This is a genomic window from Pantoea sp. sgz302252, assembly GCF_047713085.1.
Taxonomy (GTDB): Bacteria; Pseudomonadota; Gammaproteobacteria; order Enterobacterales; family Enterobacteriaceae; genus Scandinavium.
The window spans coordinates 322,165-346,209 of sequence record NZ_JBLFJW010000001.1; the positions used below are offsets into that span (position 1 = coordinate 322,165).

Genomic DNA, 24,045 nt, shown 5'->3' on the forward strand with positions numbered 1-24,045 from the left:
AAAGCCCGCAGGGTCCAAGCCTCGCGGGCTTCAGATGTTGCTATCAATCCACAGTCGGGGTGGTTGGCGTGAAAATGACGGTGAGTACGCCACGGTAATGACCGGCATTTTTGTCTTTCACATAAAACTTATCAACACTCAGCACCAGAGGTGCAGGGACACATAAAACCGGATAGGTGATAGCGGGTAATCTTACGGGCCTGATGAGATTTTGGTTGATCTGCGTCCAGACGATAGTTTCATTATTATTTACCTTGCGCAGACTTCGGGTTTCCGGATCCATTAACTGAACATGGTAATCTATTCGATCCCGTAGCGGGCCTTTCTCTCCCCCGTCCCGGTAAATAGAGAAGTCCCCCGTTGCTCGCCCGGAAGGCAGAGAACCTTCGTCTTTGAGCAATACTTCATAGCGGGTGCTGTTGGCGTTATAGCCATCGTACAGGCACATATCCAGCGTCGTAATGTCCTGGGCAAACGGGCTTTCATCCGGTGCTCCGTGTGGGCGTAAATCCAGTTCGACTAACGGCGCCGCACTGCTAAAGTCAGGAAAATAAATGTCAATATGACCCGGGTCGATAACATTCAGGTCAATATGTGCGTTGAAGTCTGCCAGAAACTGGTAAGGATCCCACTCCATCAACTTCAGGTGCAAATCGGCCTGCCACAATCCACCCACCGGCAGTTTTGCCAGTTCGGTTGCCGGGATATAAACAGTTAATCCCGCTTCTGCATTGCCTCCGCCACCTGTACACGTTACATAGGTCGCAGTATAAACTTGATACTGCGCTGGCGAGAAACTGCTGGAGCCACAGCTGTTTGCACGCTGATGAGTCTGGTTATAACCAATCAGATTGAGAATAACGCGCATTCCGCTGCGTTTTTCGGTGAACAATAAAGGTAGCGTGGTTTGTCCATTTCCGCCCCATTTGGATTTCGTATTACACTCTCCGTGTTTGGGATCTGAACTGCTCTCGCATACCCAGGAATTTCGCCCCCATTTACTCGGCTCATCGGTATCATATCCGCCTGATTCCTGTAACCAGATACTGATATCCCCGGAAGGCGGTGACATGCGGTCAAAAGTCCGTTCAATATTCACCGTACTGGGCGCGGGGGGTTGTATTTCTGCATGCAGCACAAAAGTGGCTGCCCACAGCAATGCCACAGCCATTATCCGTTTCATTATTTTTCTTCCTTCATATTTGATACGGTATCTATCTCGCGCTGAGACTTCAGTTTCACCAGCAATTGTTCATTTACCTCAGCAGGGAGATTGTTGCGGTCTGTCAAACGGCAGGTGGACTCTCCCACGTAATGCACAATCCCTCGCTGTTTCTGTATTTGCAAAGGGCACTGATAAATAGCCTGACCGGATAAGAGATACAGCGCAGACGCTTTGCTCGCCAGTTCAGCGGTGAAGCCGCCGTCATCGCTGAGTATCAGCATCTTGCTGTTCAGGCCGATAATATTATTGTTGCGGGCTGAGCGCGGTAAAATAAGCTGGCCGACAAAGCCGTAGCGGTGTTCAACCACCACGCTGCGTAAACGCATTTTTCCCGGTAATAACATAATATTTCGCTCCCCCGCCCCATTGAGGATATTGGTTGAGCTGTCAGTATTCAGGGAGACACTGCTGTCGTTGACCGAAACGGTTGTCGGTTCAAAACCCATGGTGGGGAATAATGCAGATCCCCCTTGCATGATATGCGCGGTACGACTGCCTGATACCTGTGCATCAATGGCTATGCCGTCGTCTTCCTCACCCAGATAGTCAATATCGATTAGCACCGCTGGCGATGGCTCGTTAAAACCGGCAGCCCCCCAATGTAGCCCCTGAGTACTCACGGCAAAGCTTGAACTCCATGAGCCACTGAATGCGGTAGTGTGCTTGTTATATTCATTATCATAACTGTCTGTCAGTGCGGCATTCACATTGCCATACTGCCCTTCCAGCCGGGCACTTAATCCGCTGTCCAGGGTATCGGTATTGATCCCTCCCGCTTCGAGGGTAAGCTCTTTATGCGCATTCTGATCGCTGTACCATGAATGCGAGGCGTTATATGACAATTGTGATGACTGGTTCTTGCTGTCCCGGTAATCGGTACTCAGGCGGGTTGACTGGCTCTTACCGGCACTGTTCTGGCGGGGAGACTGACTTAGCGTGAGTGAAAGATAGACACCGTTATCAATACCGTCATAGCCATCATCATCGCGACGAAATAACCCAAAGGTGCCACTGTAAACCCAGTCGCTCTGGGTGGTGAAGGCTCGGGAGGCGCTGAACTGAATGGTTTTTGAGGTAGATTCTTCGGTGGTCTGTGCAAGCAGGTTATCTTCGAAAGATTTATCCTGTTGCCAGGGCATGCTGTCAGTGGCGTTGTTTTGCGTCTGGATATAGCCCAACATCAGGTTCCAGGACTGGACACTGGCTGAAAGTGTGGTGTTAATGCTCTCATAACAACTCTGGCGCGTGTAATCGTTATTGTCATTTTGCGCGGAGCCTGAACAATCATCGCCTGAATAAGAATAGCGATAGATGCTAAGTGATGGCCAGCTACTGACTGACCAGCTTAGCTGTTCGCTGTCACCGTGGCCGTTATCAGAGCTACGGGAAAGTCTGCCGGTAAAACTGGGCGAGCCTGCCGGGCCTAAATCCGGGGCATAATCCACCCCGGGTTCGACGAACGCCGTGCTGTCCACCGCTGCACCACCGAGCGTGAAAGAGAATGCAGGCGTGAAGGGAACGCGGACCCCCATCTGAAAGGCAACATTTTCACTGGTCTCTGAATCGGCGATTTTCCCCCCCTGGATAAACCAGTGGAGGCTGCCATCATCCAGCGAGCCCGTTTTAGTGAACGGCGCATTTTCGGTGCGCACCAGTTGGTTGCTTTCATAAATGCGCAACTGCACGCTGTAACTACCCGAGGGAAATAATGAGGTATCAATGCTCTGGTCGCCGGGGGAAAGATAAAATGTCCCCAGTAACTGATTATTGCGGTAAGCATCGACCCGTGAATTTCGTGTGAGCAACACAGTCAGTGGCGTGCCCTGGCTTGCCACCTCGCGATTCAGATAGCTGAGGGTTGTTCCGATTCTGACGCCATCAATGGCCCCCAGAGGTAAGAAGCTAAAATTAAAATTCCCGCCCTGGCTGTTAAATAACATCCGGTTATCCATACGACCAACCTGGGAATAATAACGCTGGTGAATATCATAGCGATAATACAGATCGTTTAAGTCAGCACTATTATCGCTCTCATCATCATTCTGAGCGGCAGTAAACGACCAGTCACCACCAATATAACTGTTATCAGTGATACCGAGTGCTCCTGCCCCCTGAATAAAAAAATCGCTGTAATCATCCTGCACCAGCAGGTTCATATCCTGCTGGTGAATAAACGCATTCACCACATTGTTTGTGGTGGGGGTGATATATAAATCATTTCTTGTTGTCGCGGGTAGCCACTCTTTTCTTATAAATAATGTTATCGTGCCTTCGCTACCGTCATATATTGCATCAATACTTTTACTGTCTATAAAACCGCAGCCTTTGCTTTGCTGTGAATTTGTGCAGGCGAGAACATCATTGCGTGAAAAAGAGTTATTTAGCAAATTTCGTATTGTGTCATAGTCTTTATCCCCCGGTCTGGAAGAAAGCGGCAGTGCCGCCATGATGCTTCCTGGATCAACAAACTTTACCTGGTCGAGGCTGACAATGGCATCATAAAAACCGATATGCTTTCCGGCAACGATCACATCAACACGTTCCTGCATCCCTTGTGAAAGAATTTCAAAACCTGAGGGAATATGTAGAGGGGAGGCATAAACAGGAATACTGGAAAGCGCAAATAGAATTATAAACTGTTCTTTCATAAAATTACATTCACGCCTATTTTTAATAACAACAGCACCATTTTATCTATGGTGCTATCAATACTTGCCATATTAACAAACAGCACTGAGATTGAAATCAGTCAGAATAATCTGGCTGATTTCAAATTTTATTAATTAAGCACCTGTTGCTGCATCCTGATAGAGATAAATACTTACTACCCCTTGATACATACCGGTTTCTACCGCGCCTTTAGTCGCCTGCGAAATTTGTAATTCTTTTGCAATGGAACCCGTTGTTGCTGCATCTGCACCATTCGGGAACAACACTGCAGCGGTGATATCAATAGGCGTCGCAACGCTTAAGGTTTCCCCACCCCAGCTAACACTCAATGGGATTGGGTTCGCTGACGGCCCGGTATTATTAATTAATTGTGGGTCCGTAATCAGTTGTAAATGAACGTCACCCGCGTCAGCCGTCGTCGCGTTCGACCAGATCTTCGTCATCATCGAAACAGGAGACAGGCCATTGCCCGGAATGTACTGCATTTCAACAGATTTTGGTAATGCGCTGCCATCGGACAGCGTCATATCAATCGAAGCGTCAACATTCGCCGTGACAGTAATATCCTTCTGAACGGCAGATGCAGTGCCAGTGAGGGCAACAAACAGCGCGGCTACTGTTAGTGGTTTTATGAATGTATTTTTCACAATTATTCCTTTAGTTTATTTAGAACGACTTGTCATATCAAACCCGGTAAAATACCGGAGGTCAGATGTAAATGGGTTACGCAATGACATTTACTTAGATTCAACCGAGATTAAAATTCAATTCACCATCAGAAGTTTTCTTAACCCAGTCTTTATATTTAATCACCAGCCTTACATACCCTTTCGTCTCCGGCAAGCTGTATTGTTTTTCGGGGAAGATATTACGATTATCCTTTTTCCAGTCACACTTTTTATCATTCCCTGTTTGTTTGCACAGCCCAATTTCGGTAATTTTTATCCGTTGGGTACCATTATTTTGCAAATGCTGATGATCAGCGCTTAAGGCAATGTCAATCTTCGGCTGCGCAGGAGGGACAGATACCAGGATTCCCCATACCAGATTAACACTGACATCGGTGCTGATAGCTTTAGTGCCTTTAGATAAATCATCATCAAGAGTGGGAACAGCCTGAAACATAACCCGATAAATTTCTTCTTTTTCAGGGATATTCATCGCAACGAAACGAACCAGCTTGCTGCTTCCACCAGGTATAGCCAGTTTGGGGGGCATGACGACAAGCCCATCACCCTTGTTAGAATTAATATCAACTTCTTTTTCTTCAGGCGTGCCGGGGTTGGTTATTTTGAGAACTTTTGTTTTAATAAACTGAACTTCATTTGTCCTGGACAGCAAGCGAACACTCCCCTCACCTTTATCATTCAGGCTAACAACCATAGGGTAGACCGTCATATTAGCGCTCGTCGTAAAACTTAAAAGCATGGAAATAATCAATGCTCTTTTGTTTAGGAAAAACATAAGATTCCTTTTTATTAACCATAATAAAAAATGAGTAATCACCCTGCATCCAACAGGTGAAAATATACAACACAACAGCGCGACATTATAAATAAAAAATATCGATCGATAAGATCGATGTTTTCATTTATAATACTATTAGCAATGAAAATTATATATCACACGAAAATGCATTTTCCACATGAATAATTCTGTGGGGGTAGTGTAAAAAAAATCTGATAATAGGGCTATAGTGGTAAAAATACCGTTGTCATTGTTGCAGCAATGAGTCATTAGCGTTACTAATCTTTACACATAAATTTGATCCTATCCACATAATGGGGATACAACGCTAAAAGAGGTTCCGATTTTCACATTATGTCAGAACAGGGAAAGATGACGAAACCCCGCCCGCGCAAGGACTGAAGCGTGATAGTTTTTGCCCATCACGGCTTTTTTTCTCTTCAGCTTTCGCTGCCGTTGATTGCACTCATGGTTTAGCGAGCGCATAATTAGCCTGCTTATTACTTCTTTTTTGAATTGCTTGCGCCATTACGCGGACCCCTATGCTCTCCTCAGATGCCCCCATAAGCTGGAAACGGAATCTCACTATTGCCTGGATTGGCTGTTTCTTAACTGGCGCTGCCTTTAGCCTGGTCATGCCCTTCCTGCCGCTGTATGTCGAACAACTTGGCGTAACGGGGCACAGCGCGCTCAATATGTGGTCCGGGCTGGTGTTCAGTATCACCTTTCTGTTTTCCGCTATTGCCTCCCCTTTCTGGGGCGGTCTGGCTGACCGTAAAGGGCGCAAAATCATGCTGCTGCGCTCTGCTCTTGGCATGGGGATTGTGATGGTGCTGATGGGCTTCGCACAGAACATTTGGCAATTTTTGATGCTGCGCGCGCTGCTGGGGTTGCTCGGCGGTTTTATTCCCAATGCCAATGCGCTTATTGCGACTCAAATCCCACGGCATAAAAGCGGCTGGGCACTGGGCACGTTATCGACTGGCGGCGTGAGCGGCGCGCTGTTGGGCCCGCTTGCTGGGGGATTACTGGCGGACAACTACGGCTTGCGTCCGGTCTTTTTCATGACCGCCAGCGTGCTGTTTTTATGCTTTGCACTGACGCTTTTCTTTATCCGTGAGCAGTTTGTCCCCATCGCCCGTAAAGAGATGCTCCACGCCCGCGACGTCCTCACTTCGCTGAAAAGCCCCAAACTCGTCCTGAGCCTGTTTGTCACCACGATGATTATTCAGGTTGCTACCGGGTCTATTGCCCCGATTCTGACGCTGTATGTCCGCGAACTGGCTGGCAATGTCAGCAACATCGCGTTTATCAGCGGGATGATTGCGTCTGTACCCGGCGTTGCAGCACTGCTGAGTGCTCCTCGATTGGGGAAGCTTGGCGATAGAATCGGCCCGGAAAAAATCCTGATAGCCGCCCTGATCGTTTCGGTCTTACTGCTTATTCCTATGTCCTTCGTGCAAACGCCGTGGCAGTTAGGCTTACTACGCTTCCTGTTGGGTGCGGCTGATGGCGCTTTGCTGCCCGCGGTACAAACGCTGCTGGTGTATAACGCCACCAACCAGATTGCCGGGCGTATTTTCAGCTATAACCAGTCGTTTCGTGATATCGGGAATGTCACCGGCCCGTTAATTGGCGCTTCAGTTTCAGCCAGTTACGGCTTCCGTTACGTGTTCCTGGTGACCGCAGGCGTGGTGCTGTTTAATGCCATCTACACCGGGCTAAGTATGCGTCGTGTACGCCAGCGCGACAATGCCGCGACTGAGAGCAACCAGGAAGATTCGACCCTCGCCAGTTAATCCATCTGGATGATTTTTGGTTCAACTTTCTTGCTAACCGTAAACTTCGTCTATTCTTTTCCTGAAAACCACGTCAAACCGCAGGGAGAATGAGATGACCATGTATGCCACGCTCGACGAAGCTATTGATGCGGCTCGTGAAGAGTTCATCGCCGACAACCCCGACGCCGGTGAGAAAGACGCCAGCGTTCAGCAATTCAATCTCCAAAAATACGTGCTGCAGGATGGCGATATCATGTGGCAAGCCGAGTTCTTTGCTGACGAAGGGGAAGACGGCGATTGCCTGCCCATGCTCAGCGGGGAAGCGGCGCAAAGCGTCTTTGACGGTGATTTCGATGAGATTGAATTAACCCAGGAGTGGATTGAAGAAAATACGCTGCATGAATGGGATGAAGGTGAATATCAGCTGGAGCCGCCACTGGACACTGAAGAGGGTCAGACGGCCGCCGATGAATGGGATGAGCGCTGATTACTCGTAAGGGCCGTGGTGAGCATCAATAGGCAGCAGCAGCGTATCGAAGACCAGTGAAAAAGGCAGGTCGAGGATGGTGATATAGCGCCACGCGCTGTCTCGCACATCCCACTGCACACCGGGATAATACTGGTTACCATGCCCCTGTCCGGGAATAGTACGGCTGATGATGCTGCCACAGCCACTCAGCAAATACGCCATCAGGCACACTGCAATCACTCTCACTACACACCTCATCGTAAAAAAATACCGGTCAGCTGACCGGTATTTTCATTTTAAGCACAAACTGGCTGATTTACTTCGTTTTCAACGCCAACGGATTGAGCGCTATTTCAGAGTAATGATTTACCCAGGAAGAGTAACGCTCCGGCGAAGACCACACGCGGTAGTGCAGGCGTGCCATGGTCACCGGGTCGCTCAGCAACACCAGACGACGGTCACGAGTGAGCTTGTCCGGCGTTTCGTTCAGCGCCTGTTCAACGTGGCGATCGCGGGCAATCTCCAGCACCTTACTTTTACGGTGACGCGCTGTCGCCATCGCAGTGGCCAGGGCATTAAACGACGGGTTGAAGACCGCGTGCATGAAACCATCATCCAGCGAACGGGCGCGGTTCAGCTCAACAAATCTGTCGGTATCCTTCAGAACCTGCGGTGGAGAATATTCCTCTGGAATGAGGAACAGCTTCCAGCGCTTGGTGCGCAACCCCACGGTTGAACGGCTGGAAATCACCGACACAAACGGAGACAGGATCAGCGAGAACACGATAGGCGCCAGCCAGAACAGGAAACGCAGATCCAGCCACGCCATACCGACCGCCCACACCAGGCCCAACAGCAGCTGAGAGCCGTGACGCATGAACGCTTCACCCCAGGGAGTGGAGTCATCATCACGCTGCGGTGAATTCCAGACCACCTCCCAGCCGAGGAACGCACTGACCACGAACACGGTGTGGAACAGCATACGAACCGGCGCCAGCAGCACGGAGAACAGCACTTCCAGCAGCAAAGAAGCGGTAACACGGAAGAAGCCGCCAAACTCTTTCGAGCCTTTGCACCAGATCAGAATGATACTGAGCAGCTTAGGCAGGAACAGCAGCACCATGGTCGAGGCAAACAGCGCAATCGCCAGTTCCGGACGCCACTGCGGCCAGACCGGGAACAGCTGACGTGGCTGCAGGAAGTATTGCGGTTCCGTCAGCGCGTGCACCACCTGAAGCGCGGTGGAAAGCGCAAGGAACATAAACCACAGCGGCGCAGACAGATAAGACATCACGCCCGTCAGGAACACCGCGCGGTGGACCGGGTGCATCCCTTTGACCAGGAACAGACGGAAGTTCATCAGGTTACCGTGGCACCAGCGACGGTCACGCTTCAGTTCATCCAGCAGGTTCGGTGGCAGTTCTTCGTATGAGCCTGGCAGGTCATAGGCAATCCACACGCCCCACCCTGCACGGCGCATTAACGCGGCTTCTACGAAGTCGTGAGAAAGGATAGATCCAGCAAACGACCCTTCACCTGGTAACGGCGCAAGCGCACAGTGTTCGATGAACGGTTTCACACGGATTATCGCATTGTGACCCCAGTAGTGGGATTCACCCAACTGCCAGAAGTGCAAGCCTGCGGTAAACAGCGGCCCGTAAACACGGGTGGCAAACTGCTGACAACGTGCGTACAGCGTGTCCATGCCAGACGCTTTTGGTGAAGACTGGATGATCCCGGCATTCGGGTTGGCTTCCATCAGACGCACCAGACCGCACAGGCAGTCGCCGGTCATGACGGAGTCCGCATCCAACACTACCATGTAGCTGTACTGGTTGCCCCAACGACGGCAGAAGTCATCGATGTTGCCGCTTTTACGCTTCACACGACGACGACGACGACGGTAAAAAATCTGCCCTTCACCCTGCACTTCGGCAATCAGCTCCATCCAGGCTTTCTGTTCACGCATGCAGATATCAGGATCGTAACTGTCGCTCAGCACATAGACATCGAAATGCTTATGGTTGCCGGTGGCTTTGACCGATTCCCACGTCGCACGCAGGCCCGCAAATACGCGGTCCACGTCTTCGTTACAGATGGGCATGATGAGCGCGGTGCGATGCTCAGGATTCAGCGCTTCATCACCGACGGTGGAGGCTGAAATGCTGTATTTATCGCGGCCGATCAGCAGTTGCAGGAAACCCATTAAGGCTGTCCAGAACCCTGCAGAAACCCAACAGAAGAGGATGGCGAACAGGATGAGGATCCCAGTTTGCAGCATGTACGGCAGGAGCTGCATAAAGGAAACCCACAGATCCTGACCGCGCATGTCCAGCGGATTCACTAACGCCCAACCCTGGTAAGGCAGAATGGTTTTCATATACCAGGTAGCGACAACAGTCTGCGCCAGCGTCAGCACCAGCAGGATGTAGCGGCGGATAGTCCCGACGGTACGCCATTTGGCTTCATGCTCACGCTCTTCCCGAGTCAGACGTGACAGATAGCGAGGTTCAACCTCACGCCCCAGCATTCTGTCCCAGAAGCGCCCAATCGGGTTAGTACGCCACGGGTCCGGAAACATGGAGGAACGCGTCGCTTTCGGCATGGCTTCCAGCTGCGCGCGACCTTCATCGTCTTTCATCAACTGACCGTCGGCCAGCGAATCGGGCCAGGCTTGTTTCAGGCGGCTTTCAACCGAGGCCAACGGTGAATCATCTTCACGCGCGACGGCCCTGTGATCGGTGTCCAGCGCCTGATGCAGAGCACGAAAATCCGTGGTCGGCAATGCCGCTTTCTCAGTCTCTGAGAGCGGCATGGCATCGATGTAGTCGTTTATCTTATTCATTGGCAGGTAGCTGATAGCTCCAGGTTTCACTCAGCGTCTGATCGCCATTGACCAGCGCAGCACGCATGTCTGTCGTTTTATTCGCATCTTTCACTTTCACGCGCAGCGTCAAACGCCAGCCTTTGCTCACCGGGTTGTAGCGAACATTGCTGTCCACGATTTCCCCGTTGTCGCCAATGCTGGTCTGAGCGGTCATCGGCGTATCCTGCGGCAGCTTTTTCATGTCTGCGCCAGTGAAGTCGACAACAAACGCCGTGGTGCCGTCCGGCTGACGGATCAGGTTCGACTGTTTGACATCACCCGTTGAACGACGAGTATCCATGACATAGGCATTATCCGGCGCATGCAGTTTATCTTCATCACGGCTGAAGGTGATGGTGTACTTGAAGTTCATCTCTTTACCGGCTTCCGGCAGCTGATCCGGAGTCCAGTACGCCACGATGTTATCGTTGGTTTCGTCGTTAGTTGGAATTTCAACTAACTCCACCTTACCTTTACCCCAGTCGCCTTTCGGGGTGATCCACGCGCTTGGACGCTGATCGTAACGATCGTCGAGATCTTCATAACGAGAGAACTGACGGCCGCGTTGCAGCAGGCCAAAGCCTTGCGGATTTTCAGTCGCATAGCTGCTGACTGCCAGGTGTTTCGGGTTGTTCAGCGGACGCCAGATCCACTCACCATTGCCAGCATGAATCGACAGACCATTGGAGTCATGCAGTTCAGGACGGAAGTTGGTGGCTGGAGACGGTTGGTTCGGCCCGAACAAGAACATGCTGGTCAGCGGCGCAACACCCAGTTTGCCGACTTTATCGCGCAGGTAAACTTTAGACTGCACGTCCACCACGGTATCGCGGCCCGGCATAATCACGAAACGGTACGCTCCGGTCGCACGCGGTGAATCCAGCAGCGCATAAATGGTCAGACGCTTATCGGTTGGCTTTGGACGCTCAACCCAGAACTCGCGAAAACGCGGAAACTCTTCGCCAGACGGCAGCGCGGTATCAATCGCAAGACCACGGGCAGACAGGCCATAAACCTGACCCTGGCCGAGTACGCGAAAATAGCTGGCTCCGAGCATGCTGACGATTTCGTCGTTTTTATCTTTGCTGTTGATCGGATACAGCACTTTGAAGCCGGCAAAGCCTAAATCCTTCACGGTGTCTTTATCGTGCTGGACGCTGCCAAAATTGAAGTAATCCGGGTTGTATTTGATTTTCTTCACGGACGTGGCGGTCACTTCGTTGATGGCGACCGGCGTGTCGAAATACATCCCCTGATGGTAGAATTCGAGCCTGAACGGAGTCTTAACGTTGCTCCAGTAAGCTTTGTCGTGGTTGAACTGAATTTGCTGATAGTCCGCATATTTCATGTCGCGGAAAACAGAGGGCAGGTTACTTTTTGGTGCTTCGTAGCCCTTACCAGCAAGCGATTGAGCCTGCTTCGCTACATCATCAATACTAAAAGCCCATGCAGATGAAGTACACAGGGACAACATTACGGCTGCGCCTAACCAACGCAGTTTCATCATCTGTGGTTTATTTTTCATAATTAGTAAGCACTTCCCCCTTTGTGTGCTTAAATCGATCCAATCCATTTTAATGGAAACTCAAGCAATCCGACAACATAATCCCTATTTTGTTCGGCTCAGTAGCCTGTTGCGTAAACAACTCGTTATCACTGGTTGCACTTTGCGTGCTTATCCTGGAGACAGGTTCCCGGACTTCGTGTAGGGTTGCTGCGAATGTAACCTTTGTCGCATTTTGCGATAAGACGATTAGTCTGAGAATTCCTTGAATTTATGAATAAAGTACCCGCACAACGTGAATATTTCCTCGACTCCATTCGCGCCTGGCTGATGCTGTTGGGGATCCCTTTTCACATTTCGCTTATCTATTCCAGCCATACCTGGCATGTCAACAGCGCGGAGCCTTCCTGGTGGCTGACGCTGTTTAACGATTTTATTCACTCCTTCCGCATGCAGGTGTTTTTCGTCATTTCCGGCTATTTCTCCTACATGCTTTTTTTGCGCTACCCGATGAAGAAGTGGTGGAAGGTTCGCGTTGAGCGTGTGGGTATCCCGATGCTGACAGCCATTCCTCTGCTGACGGTGCCGCAATTTTTAATGCTGCAGCATGTGAAAGGCAAGACCGAAGCCTGGCACTCGCTCTCTTTCTACGACAAGTACAATACGCTGGCCTGGGAGCTCGTTTCCCATTTGTGGTTCCTGCTGGTACTGGTTGTGCTGACTACGGTCGGTCTGGCGCTGTTTCGCTGGATTAAGAAGCGGCAGCAGGCCTCCCTTGTCGCGTTCTTTGATAACGTGAATATGGGCAAGCTGACCGTGCTGTTTTTAGCACTCGGCGTTTGCTATGCGATGATTCGTCGCACCTTATTTATGGTCTACCCGCCGATTCTTAGCGATGGCCTGTTCAATTTTGTGGTGATGCAAACGCTGTTTTATCTGCCCTTCTTTATTCTGGGCGCGCTGGCCTTTGTGAACCCTCGCCTGAAAGACTTGTTTACCACGCCGTCACCGTGGTGCATGGCAGGCGCGGTACTGGGGTTTGTCGCTTACCGTCTGAATCAGCAATACGGTTCTGGCGATGCCTGGATGTATGAAACGGAATACGTGATTACCATGGTGCTTGGCCTGTGGATGGTCAATGTGGTGTTCGCCTTTGGCCACCGGATGCTGAATTTCAAATCGAGCCGGGTGACCTATTTTGTGAACGCCTCGCTGTTCATCTATCTGGTACACCACCCGCTGACGCTGCTGTACGGCGCATGGATAACGCCAGCGATTCAGTCCAACACGCTGGGCTTTATCACCGGCCTGGTATTTGTGGTCGGTATTGCCATTGTGCTGTATGAACTGCATCTTCGCGTGCCGCTGCTGCGATTCCTTTTTTCCGGTAAACCTCAACACCCGTAAACCCAAGCCCAGCCTTCCGCACAGTAAATATCAACCGGGTTGCTCAGGCAGCCCGATTACAGCAACCACTCGACCGGCAGCAAATAAGCCAGTTGAACAAGAAAACGCCGCCAGAGCTTCACTTCAGGTTCTTTCTTCAGCACTTTCTCGCCCCCTTCTTCCCGATCAATCCAGCGAATTTTTCCCCATCGTGATAAGCGCAACTGCCATGCGGCGTTTCGCTGGCTGTGTAAAAAGCGGTGATGAATACGCCGGGCAAGATGTTCACTGTCGATAACCAGTCCCATCTCGGTATTCAGTAACGCCGAGCGCGGGTCAAAATTAAACGAACCAATAAACACTTTTTGGCCGTCAATACTGAACGTTTTGGCATGCAAACTGGAACCCGAATTCCCCGTCAGCCCGCGATCGTGCAAGCCCGGTCTGGCGTTATTGGTGGGCTTAAGCTCATACAACTCAACCCCATGGCGCAGCAGCTTCTTGCGCCAGCGAGCATACCCCGAGTGCACTACCGCCACATCGTTAGCCGCCAGAGAATTGGTCAAAATAGCGACCTTCACGCCCTTGCGAACCAATTGCAGGATAAGTGCAACACCCGCTCGACCGGGAACAAAATAAGCGGAAATAATATCAATGTGCGATTGGGGTGTGCCCATCACGCTACGCAAGCGTTCAGGCAACAGCATTCGCGGCGTGGCTTTCCCCTCGCCTTTTCGCGGATCGTCGCTCAGCATTTTTGTTCTGGCGCGGATAAACGGTAAATCCCCGTGCGCCATCCGCTGCATCACAGTCGTTGTCGCCAACCGTGCCAGAAATCGCTCGGCTGCAATCTTTTGCTCAGGCGAATCAACAAGCGAGTTGTTGTGGTCAACATCCTCACCGGACAACACATGTTTCAACGGAGAAACCGAGTCACACTGCCAGTAGCGCTCAAAGTCTTCCACGACTTCATCGACCACTGCCCCCACCGCCAGCACATCAAGATCGGTGAACAGCGGCTCCTCACCAATGCCAAAATAGGCATCTCCCACATTTCGACCACCAACGATGGTCGCCTCGCCATCTGCAGTAAAACTTTTATTGTGCATACGCCGGTTCAGCCGCGCGAAATCGGTCACATACCCCAGCATGCGCAGCGTGCGAAACGAAAAAGGATTGAACAGACGAACGTCTATCAAAGGGTGTGAATCGAGCCGTTGCAGAATGTCATCCAGCCCGGAGGTATTGTTGTCATCTAACAGCAATCGCACCTGTACACCGCGATCGGCCGCAGCCAGCAATGCCTGAAACAACAGTCGCCCGGAAATATCGTTTTCCCAGATATAGTACTGAACATCGAGCGTATGCGCCGCTAAACGGGCAAGCTCGTAGCGTGCGGCAAACGCCTCAAGGCTGTCTTCGAGCGTATGAATCCCGCACACATCCGCTGAGAGAAGCTCTGCGGAACCTAATGAATCCGCAAGGCGCTTCTCTGGCGCCGGGCTGTCGTAATGACCGTGCAATGTCTCCATCCCCCTGCTAAAGCGCCACTGTGACTCAAGCTTAGCTAATAGCAGGGGGAAACGGAGAAAAGAGAATGGGTTATTTGTAATCTACCATCACGATCCCCAGCGTTTTCTCTGTGTTGAGATAATGCATAGAGATGGCAGCCACATCGTTGTCGACTGGTTTTCCAGTGCTGGCTTGCTGATAAGAAATAGTAGAGGTTTTAACCTGTCCGGCGCGATAACAACTCATCGCAATATGCCGGGTGTTAGCGGCGATATTACAGGGATCTTCAACGATAGCCCCAACAAAATGAATCACACCGCCTTGTGTCGTTGAAGAAGTCGCCAGTGCGCTGCCTGAAAAGAAGGCCGCGGTAAAACAAACGAGGGATAACGCCTGTTTAGTTAAGGTTTTCATCGCGTAACTCCGTGGAATAGATTCATCCCTGAGAGAGTGAGGCACACGTTGCCCTGCACCGTGTGGTCTTTCACGACACTGTAAACCCTTAATATAAAAGTAGTCACAAGGATGAAATCTCGCCAGTCACCCTGATGAGTTGCTATGTCCTTTCCGCAGATGGCCACTGTGCAGACAGATGCAGTGCCTGCCCGTCTGTTAACGTCACCACCACTTTCACTGTGTCGCTCGGGGAAATAGTTAACTGCATACGTGATACTTCTATCGGTTGATTAGCGGGTAACTTTAACGTTTTACTCTGTTGGATGTTGCTGGTGCCACCAGACCCCTCTCGAACGGTCTGGATATTGACCTGACATTGGCAAGGTTGCGTGACCGTCACCTGCGGCGTGATGGTGTACATGTCGCCCTGATGCGTCACATTAAAAGCGATGCTGTTGGTCAGCACGGCGGCAATAAGTAAGGTGTTCATCTCTTCCTCCCATAAAAAAAACAGGGCACAGGCCCTGTTTCAGACTGCTGACAAAGAAGGAAAAAGCGTGGTTTTTCCTTCTTTGTGGTGAGCAGCCGAAAATCAATAAATTGATTTTCCTTGTTTCTTATTAGGCACCCTATGACAAATCTTCATTCGTTAGAGGTTTGTCATCACTCTCAAACAGGGCACAGGCCCTGTTTTTTTATAGTTCAAGAACGGTTAATCAGTACTGATTAACGTTCGCCCAGTTAGCGTTACCGTATTGGGTCACGTTAACCGCTGAGTTATCAGCACTCTGGCTCACGTTGGAGTAGTTACCTGCCCCACCGAAGTTAGCCTGAGTGACGTTGATTTTTGAACTGTCGCCTGATTGTGCGTTGTAAGAAACGTTATTTGCGCCAGTCTGATTCACGTTAATCTCACTGCCGGAACCCAAACCGAAGATGGCTGGATTTGCGCCAATTTGGTTAGCCCCAGCCAGGTTATTCACCCCGTTCTGAGTAATATTGACTGTACCTTTGTAAGAGTCGCCCTGAAGCACGTTAGCGCCGTTACCGTAGCCTGCCTGATAAATATTGGTTGTTTCGCTATCCGGGAATTGAAGTGTGGCGAATGCGCTACCGGATACAATCACCATTGCAAGAACAGATAATTTAATCAGTTTCATAAAACCCCCATTGGCTTGATAGTGTTCGTTCGCAATTTATTAGTGCGTAATAACACGCACAGACATTTGCGACGAGTTCTGCACAATAACTGTTCTACTACCTACGGACTGCTGTTGAGAAATACTGGCATGATTACCTGAACCTCGTTGGATAATTATGCCCGCATTACCATAGCCAGATTGGCTAATATCTGCATCATTACTATTTCCGGCCTGTTCTACATAAGCCAGATTGTACCCACCGGATTGCGAAACATCAGACTGATTACCGTTACCTCGTTGAGAAACAACGGCTATTTGATGATCACCCCCCTGCAGAACATTCGTGCCATTCCCGTATCCTCGCTGATTAACAATGGCGTTTTCATTTGAGGTATTCAGGTTTAGCCCGTTGGCAACCAGATTATATTCTGAACCGGCCAGATCATAACCCGATGCAGCTGCAAATCCAGGTATCGCCAGCAGTGATAACGAAAGAAAAACGATTTTCTTGTTCATGTTCCACCCGCTTGAATCCTGGTAACTTCATTTCATGTTAAATAACGCCGCGGCTCTTGTTAATGCGACGTTATGATGAACAGTATGTTGCTGACCAAAATTAAAAGGTGTCACCCGCAAGGTTGATTTTAATTTTTTCGGATCATTCCTAAGTATGAGTTTTACCGTATGTCCCCGTCTTTAAATAAAAATAAATCTGTTTCTATTATAAGAACATATCTCGAAATCTGGATAAGCTTATAAATCAATGTGTTTAACGTTGACGGAAAAAACCAATCGTAAAGATGGGGATCACGATCTCATTTACTTAACTTTTTTCAGAGAAAAAACCGTTACAGAGGTGAGTATTATATGCAAGATTTGCAAACGCACCATGCCAATAATATATCCCTTAATTATTATAGCGATAGCACATTTGTGTGATTAATTAAATTGATGCATATTTATTAGCATGTACAACTTTATCATCATTTCTAATTGTCGAACCCAGCCAGTTATTACATTTTAAAATTCTGAGTTACATTATGTTACAGTGTTTGATCTTGCTTAAAGATTGGTAATGACTAGATTGAAATCAGAAGTAGCAAGTATTGTCTTATTGATTTTTTCCCCATTTGGGGCTTTGACTTTCACGTATACACAGCAATGCAGCCTCTCAGTACTTCTGGAACCCCTATTTAGGGGAAACTGTTAGCTGCTAGAAAACAGTGGAGTTTCATCATGTTAAATGAAGTCCATAGTTTAGGCAGTACGCTCGTCCTTGTGACTAAACCATCATTACAAGCCAGCGCGCTTTTACAATATTTAAAATCGACACTGGATATATCAGGGAAAGTACAAAATATTCATCGCGTTAGCGAAGAAGCTTTGCCTGATAGCATTATGATCTTCGATATGATGGAAGCAGATAAAAGGCTGATCGGACACTGGCAAGAAAATCTTGGCCGTAAAAACAATGGGATGAAACTGGTGTTGCTCAATACACCCGAAGAGTACCCTTTCAAGGATATCGAAAACTGGCCACACATTAACGGTGTTTTTTATAACAATGAAACGGAAACTCGCCTGATTGAAGGATTAAGCATGATTATGCATGGCGAGTGCTATTTCTCGCATAAACTCGCCAGCTATTTGATTACCCATTCTGGAAATTACCGTTACAACAATGCGGAGAGCGCAATGCTGACGCAGCGAGAACGGGAAATCCTGAATAAATTGCGGGTCGGCGCATCGAATATTGAAATTGCCCGCTCGCTATTTATCAGCGAAAACACCGTCAAAACCCATCTGTACAATCTTTTCAAAAAGCTAGCCGTAAAAAACAGGACCCAGGCCGTCTCATGGGCCAATGATAATCTCAGGCGTTAGTTAACAGGCGTACCAAAATGAAACGTTCCCTGTGTTGGCTTGCATTAGCAAACCTGCTACTGCTTGCGCCTTCTGTGCATGCTGGCCCAGAAGTGGAAATACCGGGTATCGTGGCCGACCATACTGTATCGTCGGTGGGGCATGATTTCTATCGTGCCTTTACCGACAAATGGGCCAGTACTACCCGAGAAAATTTATCGATAAATGAAAGACCCAGCGCTCGCTGGGGAAGCTGGATAACCATTACCGTTAATCAGGATATTATGTTTCAAACATTTTTATTCCCGATTAAACGGAATTTTGACAAGACCGTAGACGCAGCACTACAGATTACGCAAGAGAATATTAACAAACGCCAAATCGACCAGTCGTTATTAAAAACGGACGATCTGGCACACGATGAATTTTAAACATAGAAGGTGGAGGCAATCATGCGCATCGCCTGTACTGTTGTTTTGCTCGCATTGATTACACCAGCAAGTTGGGCCGGAAATATGGTATTCCAGTTCGTTAACCCTAATTTTGGTGGAAACCCGAATAATGGCTCTTTTTTGCTAAATGAAGCTCAGGCGCAGAATTCCTATAAAGCGCCTGGTGGGAGTGATGGTTTTACACAGACATCCGCCCTGGATAACTTCACGTCTGCCATCCAGTCACAGCTGCTCAGCGGATTGCTGGGGAACGTGGCTACCGGTAAGCCGGGCCGTCTGGTGACCAATGACTTTATTGTTGATATTCAGAACAGCAATGGCCAGCTCACCTTAAACGTGACCGACAGAAGCACCGGTAAAACGTCAACCATCCAGGTCTCCGGTTTGCAGACCACGGGTGGCGACCAATAGTCACTGACCTAACAGGAAGATAATCATGAAACGTTTATTTGTACTTCTGGTGGTCATCTTACTCAGTGGCTGTCTGACCGCCCCGCCGAAAGAGGCTGCAAAACCGACGTTGATGCCGAGGGCACAAAGCTACCGTGATCTGACTCATTTACCGACTCCTGCCGGTAAGCTTTATGTCTCCGTCTACAATATTCAGGACGAAACCGGGCAATTTAAACCTTACCCGGCCAGTAACTTCTCAACGGCCGTACCGCAAAGTGCCACCGCCATGCTGGTGACTGCGTTAAAAGATTCGAAATGGTTTATCCCGCTGGAACGCCAGGGATTACAGAATCTGCTTAACGAACGCAAAATTATTCGTGCGGCTCAGGAGAATGGCAATGTGGGTGCCAATAACCGGGCACCGTTGCAGGCGTTGAGTTCCGCCAACGTTATTATTGAAGGCTCTATTATCGGCTATGAAAGTAATGTGAAATCGGGGGGGATTGGCGCCCGCTATTTCGGCATCGGTGCCGATACCCAATACCAGCTTGATCAGATAGCCGTAAACCTGCGCGTCATTAACGTTGCCACTGGCGAAGTCCTCTCTTCGGTCAATACCAGCAAAACCATCTTGTCTTATGAAGTGCAGGCCGGGGTCTTCCGCTTCATTGATTACCAGCGTCTGCTGGAAGGTGAAGTGGGTTATACCTCGAACGAACCTGTAATGCTGTGCCTGATGTCCGCCATTGAAACGGGCGTTATTTACCTGGTCAATGATGGCATTGAGCGAGGCCTGTGGGATTTGCAAAACAAAGCCGATATTAACAGCCCGGTTCTAGCGAAATACCGTGATATGGCTTCACCGCCGGAATCCTGATTTTTGAGCAAAAAAAAGCGTAGCTCACGAGCTACGCTTGAGAGTGATGACAAACCTCTAACGAATGAGATCTGTCATAGGGTACCGAATAAAAAACAAGGAAAATCAATTTATTGATTTTCGGCTGCTCACCACAAAGAAGGAAAAACCACGCTTTTTCCTTCTTTGTCAGCAATCTGAAGCGTAGCTCACGAGCTACGCTTGAGAGTGATGACAAACCTCTAACGAATGAGATCTGTCATAGGGTATCGAATAAAAAACAAGGAAAATCAATTTATTGATTTTCGGCTGCTCACCACAAAGAAGGAAAAACCACGCTTTTTCCTTCTTTGTCAGCAGTCTGAAGCGTAGCTCACGAGCTACGCTTTTTTATTTCCGGCCAATTACTGTTTAACAGCATCGCCAGCTGACTCTCTTCGCGCGCTTCTCGTCGCCAGCCACAGCCCGCTATTTTTCATCGCGTAACCAAACACCAGCCCCAGTACCAACGACGGCACCACCAGCTTCCAGTCACCCTGCCCTGCAAACGTGGCGCAAGCGCCGATAAACGTGCCTGGCACAAACGACAGCAGCACTTGCTGTGCCTGCAAACACATCAGAAACGCCACGATCCCGGTCATCACATAACTGAAAATCTCAAGGTGCGGAGCCAGCGCGCTACCATGAATGATCACCAGCGCCCAAATCACTCCGCTCATCACGGTCGCAGACGCGATAGCCAGCCCTTTCAAGCCACCTTGCGGACAGGCAAAGTAAGCGGTACAGCCCAAAAAACCGGCCCAGCTGAGCAGGCCGAGAGACACGGCAACCCATCCCCATAATCCGGAGAGAATGCCTGTTGTCAGTGCGAGAGAGAGAAGTAAGTTCATGGTGCGCATCATAGCAGATGTGCGGCCAATGAATGAGATCACGAGCACAGTATTTGCAACGATAACTGCATCGTTACATTTACAACGTGATGCACATCACGTTACTCAGCTGATTCTTCCTGCAGTTCATCCCACATCGCCTGCAAAGCTTCGCGGGTTAAGATCGCCATCGTGCGCCAGAATACAGACGTCGCATGAGCTTCCACTTTACCGAGGAAAGTGCCCACCCATGGCAGCAGGTAATCGGCAAACAGCGTATCGACAGCTTCTGTTTCATCTTCCGCCGAGTTGTCTTCCAGCCAGGAAGCCGCCAGCAGCAGAGTGCCGATATGATCCGCAGGGGTGTCGCTCAAAGGCATTCCTCTTGAGGAAAGGAAACTACGGACTTCAGCTTCCGTCGCACCTGCAACCCAGGCGCTGCGGTAGGGCGATACGCTGCACTCATCACCAACAAACAGCGCGTTGTAATCCGCCGCCAGTTGCTGCCCATCACAGTTCTTTTGCAGACGCTCCAGCAGCTCGTCCTGCTCCAGTGGCCAGCTTGCGGCGAGCTTACCTTCGCGAATCAGGGTAAACAACGGCACCAGCAGCGGGTCCTGCGGCTGACGATAGTAAAGCGAACCCAGCACGCGGCAGAGAATTGAAAACTCGTTCATTCATTTATTCCATCAAGACAATTACAGTTCAGCAAATTCAGCGATAGGTGGCACACCGCGGGATTCCAGGAAATTCAGGAAACGGCGTGGCGCCACGTTGAGAATACGGTCTTCCGGGAAATCGACAGCATCCAGAATTTTTCGACACTCGGTAAACTCACCAAGTGTAAAGGCGGTATGCGAATCAGAGCCAAGCGCAACCCAGCCGCCCGCTTCCTTCACCGCCGCGGCAACGGCCCGGCAATTATTCTCGCTGCCCGGACGTGAAGATATAAACGAGGAGTTGTTGATCTCCAGCGCCACCTGATATTTTGCCGCAGCCTGCGCCACCGCCTGAATATCAATCGGGAATTTCGGGTTACCCGGATGACTAATCATATGCACATTGCCGCTGGCGATAGCCGCGATCATCGCTTCAGTATGCGTGGCTTTATCCTGAGGCGGGAAAACAGGCTCATGGAAACCGGCAATGATAAAATCCAGGGCCGTCAGCATCGGGCCAGTACAATCAATGTCACCCTGCGTATTTTTAATATTGGCCTCAATACCGCGCAGAATGCCCACACCATCGACCATTCGCGGCCAGATACGCATATTGACGAAATGCCAGTAATGCGGCGCATCCGCCATATCCGGGCCATGATCGGTAATGGCAAACAGCTTGATCCCTTTGCGTTTTGCTTCGGCGATATAGTCATGAAGGGTGCTGTAGGCGTGGGTGCTGGCGACGGTATGCATATGCAGGTCAACAGGATACATCACATTCTCCTCTCTGGGTTTAAACCCAAGCATAGCAGGAATACCAGGCCTTTATTAGCGAAAAACCCGGCCAGGCCGGGTTTGAATCAGTAGCCGCGGGTCCTGTCGACCTGCCCGGTGACTGCCTCGCCTTGCTCCAGGCGGGTGATCGTTTTGGCGATGTACTCGATAGCTTCCTGAGGGCGAGTCACTGCCGCAACATGCGGTGTCATTGCCACCCGAGGATGACGCCACAGCGGGCTTTCAACGGGTAAAGGTTCGCGACTGAACACATCCAGCATCGCGCCTTTGAGCTTGCCGTTTTCCAGCGCACGCAGTAAATCGTCTTCATTAACATGAATACCACGCGCCAGGTTCAGCACATAGCTCTCATCTTTTAATTGCTCAAGCAGCGAATGGTTGATAATGCCCGCAGTTTCCGCCGTATTCGGCAGCAGGTTGATCAACACGCGAGTGTCGGAGAGAAACTCACCCAGTTGTTCCTGCCCGGCAAAACTGGTCACGCCAGGCCACGCTTTAGGGCTGCGGCTCCAGACGCGCACCGGGAATCCCCACTGCAACAAGCTTTCCGCAACTTTCCCGCCCAGCACGCCCGCGCCCATAATCCCAATAGTGAAGTCTTCACGTTGATAATCCGGCAACGGCTGCCAGCGAGTTTCCAGCTTCTGTGCCTGATAATCGTCAAAACGGCGGAACCAGTGCAGCACCTGACTCACCGCATATTCCTGCATCTGCAGCCCCATGCCCGTGTCTTCAAGGCGGAACAGAGGGATCGACAACGGTAGCATTTCCGGGTGAGCGTTAAGCTTGCTGAGAATGGAGTCCACACCGGCCCCTAATGCGAATACCGCTTTCAGGTCGCGCCCCTGCAACATCTCCACAGGGGGATGCCAAACGAGGGCGTAGTCCGCGTGCTTATTATCGCCAGGTTTCCACTCACGAACCTTCGCCCCGGGAAGCTGTTTCTCCAGGGTGTTTATCCACCATGCGGTGTCGAATGTCGGGTGGTAAAAGATAATCTCCATGACAAACTCCTCTTAATAGCGCCTCTCAGTGCAGGAACCGGGCGCATTTTTCTGATTGTTTTGTAGTGGGTTATCAGCATAGCAAATTTTAAAGTGTGTTCGGGGAAACAAGCGGCTGATCACAAAAAAAGCGAATGACGATTAATCCGAAAGCAAATTGGTTGAAGTTTGTCTTATCGAACCCTTTTTTAAAAAAGATGATTGACGCAAGTTACGCTTTTTCCTACATTAGCGCCCGTTCCAGCGATGCTGGAAAGACAATATGGTGAGGTGTCCGAGTGGCTGAAGGAGCACGCCTGGAAAGTGTGTATACGGCAACGTATCGGGGGTTCGAATCCCCCCCTCACCGCCATATTTAATAAGAGTGTCCAGTTAACAGCTGGGCATTTTTATTTGCATTTTCTGCCCGACAGGGGGGATGAGAACCGCCGACCGGGGTTCGACAACTGGCTTCAGCCAGTTGGACAGACCAGCCGCTTGCGGATGGGCTGCCCGAAGGGCGAGCGCAGCGAGTCAATCCCCCCCTCACCGCCATATTCTGAAAAGGGTCTGTACTTTGTACAGACCCTTCAGACTGCTGACAAAGTCCTGGTCGAAAGGCCGGGACTTTGATCTAATAGGGTCAGTACAATTAATGGACTGACCGCCATGCTCAGAGAACTCTCCCCGCAGCAGTACCAGTTTGAAACCATCACCCTCGATGAACTGGTCCCTGAAGACCACCTGGTCCGCA

23 protein-coding genes, 1 tRNA gene, 1 other RNA gene and 1 pseudogene are annotated in these 24,045 nt (G+C 50.0%); 9 read left to right on the forward strand and 17 right to left on the reverse strand.

The genetic code is table 11. The annotated features are described in order from the left end of the window. Positions 1 to 43: 43 nt before the first annotated feature. From ACLW56_RS01625 to ACLW56_RS01640, 4 genes are all read right to left on the reverse strand, one after another. Complete coding sequence (locus tag ACLW56_RS01625; protein ID WP_330982071.1) at positions 44 to 1,183, reverse strand: CfaE/CblD family pilus tip adhesin; 1,140 nt, start codon at positions 1,181 to 1,183, stop codon at positions 44 to 46. Then, entirely contained in the window at positions 1,183 to 3,873 is a 2,691-nt protein-coding gene (locus tag ACLW56_RS01630) for a TcfC E-set like domain-containing protein (protein WP_330982072.1), read from the reverse strand. The genes ACLW56_RS01625 and ACLW56_RS01630 overlap by 1 nt, the downstream gene beginning before the upstream one ends. Positions 3,874 to 4,008: 135 nt before the next feature. Continuing rightward, positions 4,009 to 4,542 (reverse strand): fimbrial protein, encoded by a 534-nt coding sequence (locus tag ACLW56_RS01635; protein WP_330982073.1) that lies wholly within the window; start codon positions 4,540 to 4,542, stop codon positions 4,009 to 4,011. A gap of 100 nt (positions 4,543 to 4,642) precedes the next feature. Beyond that, positions 4,643 to 5,359, reverse strand: a complete 717-nt coding sequence (locus ACLW56_RS01640; RefSeq protein WP_330982074.1) for a fimbrial protein — start codon at positions 5,357 to 5,359, stop codon at positions 4,643 to 4,645. A gap of 545 nt (positions 5,360 to 5,904) precedes the next feature. On the opposite strand from ACLW56_RS01640, the gene mdtG reads away from it, so the two are divergent. Together mdtG and ACLW56_RS01650 are read left to right on the forward strand one after the other, a co-directional pair. Beyond that, entirely contained in the window at positions 5,905 to 7,161 is a 1,257-nt protein-coding gene (gene mdtG, locus ACLW56_RS01645; RefSeq protein ID WP_330982075.1) for a multidrug efflux MFS transporter MdtG, read from the forward strand. A 94-nt stretch (positions 7,162 to 7,255) separates the two neighbouring features. Beyond that, positions 7,256 to 7,630: a MysB family protein gene (locus ACLW56_RS01650; RefSeq protein ID WP_330982076.1), complete on the forward strand. Its 375-nt coding sequence runs from the start codon at positions 7,256 to 7,258 to the stop codon at positions 7,628 to 7,630. Here ACLW56_RS01650 and ACLW56_RS01655 read toward each other — a convergent pair whose 3' ends face one another. From ACLW56_RS01655 to mdoG, 3 genes are all read right to left on the reverse strand, one after another. Beyond that, a complete protein-coding gene (locus ACLW56_RS01655) occupies positions 7,631 to 7,858 on the reverse strand; it encodes a YceK/YidQ family lipoprotein (protein ID WP_330982077.1) in 228 nt (75 codons plus the stop codon). A gap of 70 nt (positions 7,859 to 7,928) precedes the next feature. Beyond that, a complete protein-coding gene (mdoH, locus tag ACLW56_RS01660; RefSeq protein ID WP_330982078.1) occupies positions 7,929 to 10,457 on the reverse strand; it encodes a glucans biosynthesis glucosyltransferase MdoH in 2,529 nt (842 codons plus the stop codon). Beyond that, positions 10,450 to 12,003 (reverse strand): glucans biosynthesis protein MdoG, encoded by a 1,554-nt coding sequence (gene mdoG, locus ACLW56_RS01665; RefSeq protein ID WP_330982079.1) that lies wholly within the window; start codon positions 12,001 to 12,003, stop codon positions 10,450 to 10,452. Before mdoG ends, mdoH begins: the two co-directional genes overlap by 8 nt. A 252-nt stretch (positions 12,004 to 12,255) precedes the next feature. On the opposite strand from mdoG, the gene mdoC reads away from it, so the two are divergent. After that, on the forward strand, positions 12,256 to 13,389 hold the full coding sequence (gene mdoC / locus ACLW56_RS01670) for a glucans biosynthesis protein MdoC (protein WP_330982080.1): 1,134 nt from the start codon (positions 12,256 to 12,258) through the stop codon (positions 13,387 to 13,389). Positions 13,390 to 13,445: 56 nt separating this feature from the next. On the opposite strand, the gene ACLW56_RS01675 is transcribed toward mdoC, so the two are convergent. The 5 genes from ACLW56_RS01675 to csgB all read right to left on the reverse strand — a co-directional run bounded on the left by ACLW56_RS01675 (position 13,446) and on the right by csgB (position 16,934). Continuing rightward, positions 13,446 to 14,900: a phospholipase D family protein gene (locus tag ACLW56_RS01675; RefSeq protein WP_415377461.1), complete on the reverse strand. Its 1,455-nt coding sequence runs from the start codon at positions 14,898 to 14,900 to the stop codon at positions 13,446 to 13,448. Positions 14,901 to 14,970: 70 nt separating this feature from the next. Then, positions 14,971 to 15,294 (reverse strand): type 1 fimbrial protein, encoded by a 324-nt coding sequence (locus tag ACLW56_RS01680; RefSeq protein ID WP_330982081.1) that lies wholly within the window; start codon positions 15,292 to 15,294, stop codon positions 14,971 to 14,973. 142 nt (positions 15,295 to 15,436) lie between these two features. Beyond that, a complete protein-coding gene (csgC, locus tag ACLW56_RS01685) occupies positions 15,437 to 15,766 on the reverse strand; it encodes a curli assembly chaperone CsgC (RefSeq protein WP_330982082.1) in 330 nt (109 codons plus the stop codon). Positions 15,767 to 15,992: 226 nt separating this feature from the next. Next, positions 15,993 to 16,436 (reverse strand): hypothetical protein, encoded by a 444-nt coding sequence (locus ACLW56_RS01690; protein WP_330982083.1) that lies wholly within the window; start codon positions 16,434 to 16,436, stop codon positions 15,993 to 15,995. Positions 16,437 to 16,475: 39 nt separating this feature from the next. Further along, on the reverse strand, positions 16,476 to 16,934 hold the full coding sequence (gene csgB / locus ACLW56_RS01695) for a curli minor subunit CsgB (RefSeq protein ID WP_330982084.1): 459 nt from the start codon (positions 16,932 to 16,934) through the stop codon (positions 16,476 to 16,478). Positions 16,935 to 17,654: 720 nt separating this feature from the next. Here csgB and csgD point away from each other — a divergent pair. The 4 genes from csgD to csgG are packed head-to-tail and all read left to right on the forward strand — an operon-like array spanning position 17,655 to position 20,003. After that, a complete protein-coding gene (gene csgD / locus ACLW56_RS01700; RefSeq protein ID WP_330982085.1) occupies positions 17,655 to 18,302 on the forward strand; it encodes a biofilm master transcriptional regulator CsgD in 648 nt (215 codons plus the stop codon). Positions 18,303 to 18,319: 17 nt separating this feature from the next. Continuing rightward, positions 18,320 to 18,712, forward strand: coding sequence for a curli production assembly/transport protein CsgE (csgE, locus tag ACLW56_RS01705; RefSeq protein WP_330982086.1), 393 nt, complete (start codon positions 18,320 to 18,322; stop codon positions 18,710 to 18,712). Between the two features lie 21 nt (positions 18,713 to 18,733). Next, positions 18,734 to 19,144: a curli production assembly/transport protein CsgF gene (gene csgF, locus ACLW56_RS01710; protein WP_330982087.1), complete on the forward strand. Its 411-nt coding sequence runs from the start codon at positions 18,734 to 18,736 to the stop codon at positions 19,142 to 19,144. Positions 19,145 to 19,169: 25 nt separating this feature from the next. Then, the gene (gene csgG / locus ACLW56_RS01715; RefSeq protein WP_330982088.1) at positions 19,170 to 20,003 is read left to right on the forward strand and encodes a curli production assembly/transport protein CsgG; all 834 of its coding nucleotides are present in this window, start codon (positions 19,170 to 19,172) and stop codon (positions 20,001 to 20,003) included. Positions 20,004 to 20,386: 383 nt separating this feature from the next. Here csgG and ACLW56_RS01720 read toward each other — a convergent pair whose 3' ends face one another. The 4 genes from ACLW56_RS01720 to ghrA form a co-directional block, all read right to left on the reverse strand. After that, positions 20,387 to 20,872, reverse strand: a complete 486-nt coding sequence (locus ACLW56_RS01720; protein ID WP_330982089.1) for a DUF1097 domain-containing protein — start codon at positions 20,870 to 20,872, stop codon at positions 20,387 to 20,389. 101 nt (positions 20,873 to 20,973) lie between these two features. Beyond that, a complete protein-coding gene (locus tag ACLW56_RS01725) occupies positions 20,974 to 21,528 on the reverse strand; it encodes a molecular chaperone (protein ID WP_330982090.1) in 555 nt (184 codons plus the stop codon). 21 nt (positions 21,529 to 21,549) lie between these two features. Beyond that, positions 21,550 to 22,287: a phosphatase gene (locus tag ACLW56_RS01730; protein WP_330982091.1), complete on the reverse strand. Its 738-nt coding sequence runs from the start codon at positions 22,285 to 22,287 to the stop codon at positions 21,550 to 21,552. A gap of 86 nt (positions 22,288 to 22,373) precedes the next feature. Then, positions 22,374 to 23,312 (reverse strand): glyoxylate/hydroxypyruvate reductase GhrA, encoded by a 939-nt coding sequence (ghrA, locus tag ACLW56_RS01735; RefSeq protein ID WP_330982092.1) that lies wholly within the window; start codon positions 23,310 to 23,312, stop codon positions 22,374 to 22,376. 264 nt (positions 23,313 to 23,576) lie between these two features. Between ghrA and ACLW56_RS01740 the strand changes: the two genes are divergently transcribed. Then, positions 23,577 to 23,664: transfer RNA gene (locus ACLW56_RS01740), tRNA-Ser, on the forward strand. 45 nt (positions 23,665 to 23,709) lie between these two features. Next, positions 23,710 to 23,846, forward strand: a non-coding RNA gene (locus ACLW56_RS01745) — RtT sRNA. On the opposite strand, the pseudogene ACLW56_RS01750 reads toward ACLW56_RS01745, so the two are convergent. After that, positions 23,838 to 24,045 (reverse strand): annotated as a pseudogene (locus tag ACLW56_RS01750) (hypothetical protein); the annotation flags it as partial. The gene ACLW56_RS01745 and the pseudogene ACLW56_RS01750 sit on opposite strands and share 9 nt — an antisense overlap.

Bases quoted from the DNA above. Each gene is read 5' to 3' on its own strand.
- ACLW56_RS01730 (WP_330982091.1), bottom strand. From the start codon at position 22,287: ATGTATCCTGTTGACCTGCATATGCATACCGTCGCCAGCACCCACGCC.
- csgB (WP_330982084.1), bottom strand. From the start codon at position 16,934: ATGAACAAGAAAATCGTTTTTCTTTCGTTATCACTGCTGGCGATACCT.
- mdoH (WP_330982078.1), bottom strand. From the start codon at position 10,457: ATGAATAAGATAAACGACTACATCGATGCCATGCCGCTCTCAGAGACT.
- csgC (WP_330982082.1), bottom strand. From the start codon at position 15,766: ATGAACACCTTACTTATTGCCGCCGTGCTGACCAACAGCATCGCTTTT.
- ACLW56_RS01640 (WP_330982074.1), bottom strand. From the start codon at position 5,359: ATGTTTTTCCTAAACAAAAGAGCATTGATTATTTCCATGCTTTTAAGT.
- mdoG (WP_330982079.1), bottom strand. From the start codon at position 12,003: ATGAAAAATAAACCACAGATGATGAAACTGCGTTGGTTAGGCGCAGCC.
- ACLW56_RS01650 (WP_330982076.1), top strand. From the start codon at position 7,256: ATGACCATGTATGCCACGCTCGACGAAGCTATTGATGCGGCTCGTGAA.
- ACLW56_RS01725 (WP_330982090.1), bottom strand. From the start codon at position 21,528: ATGAACGAGTTTTCAATTCTCTGCCGCGTGCTGGGTTCGCTTTACTAT.
- ACLW56_RS01680 (WP_330982081.1), bottom strand. From the start codon at position 15,294: ATGAAAACCTTAACTAAACAGGCGTTATCCCTCGTTTGTTTTACCGCG.
- csgG (WP_330982088.1), top strand. From the start codon at position 19,170: ATGAAACGTTTATTTGTACTTCTGGTGGTCATCTTACTCAGTGGCTGT.
- ACLW56_RS01625 (WP_330982071.1), bottom strand. From the start codon at position 1,183: ATGAAACGGATAATGGCTGTGGCATTGCTGTGGGCAGCCACTTTTGTG.
- mdoC (WP_330982080.1), top strand. From the start codon at position 12,256: ATGAATAAAGTACCCGCACAACGTGAATATTTCCTCGACTCCATTCGC.
- csgE (WP_330982086.1), top strand. From the start codon at position 18,320: ATGAAACGTTCCCTGTGTTGGCTTGCATTAGCAAACCTGCTACTGCTT.
- csgD (WP_330982085.1), top strand. From the start codon at position 17,655: ATGTTAAATGAAGTCCATAGTTTAGGCAGTACGCTCGTCCTTGTGACT.
- ACLW56_RS01630 (WP_330982072.1), bottom strand. From the start codon at position 3,873: ATGAAAGAACAGTTTATAATTCTATTTGCGCTTTCCAGTATTCCTGTT.
- ACLW56_RS01720 (WP_330982089.1), bottom strand. From the start codon at position 20,872: ATGAACTTACTTCTCTCTCTCGCACTGACAACAGGCATTCTCTCCGGA.
- ghrA (WP_330982092.1), bottom strand. From the start codon at position 23,312: ATGGAGATTATCTTTTACCACCCGACATTCGACACCGCATGGTGGATA.
- ACLW56_RS01675 (WP_415377461.1), bottom strand. From the start codon at position 14,900: ATGGAGACATTGCACGGTCATTACGACAGCCCGGCGCCAGAGAAGCGC.
- ACLW56_RS01690 (WP_330982083.1), bottom strand. From the start codon at position 16,436: ATGAAACTGATTAAATTATCTGTTCTTGCAATGGTGATTGTATCCGGT.
- csgF (WP_330982087.1), top strand. From the start codon at position 18,734: ATGCGCATCGCCTGTACTGTTGTTTTGCTCGCATTGATTACACCAGCA.
- mdtG (WP_330982075.1), top strand. From the start codon at position 5,905: ATGCTCTCCTCAGATGCCCCCATAAGCTGGAAACGGAATCTCACTATT.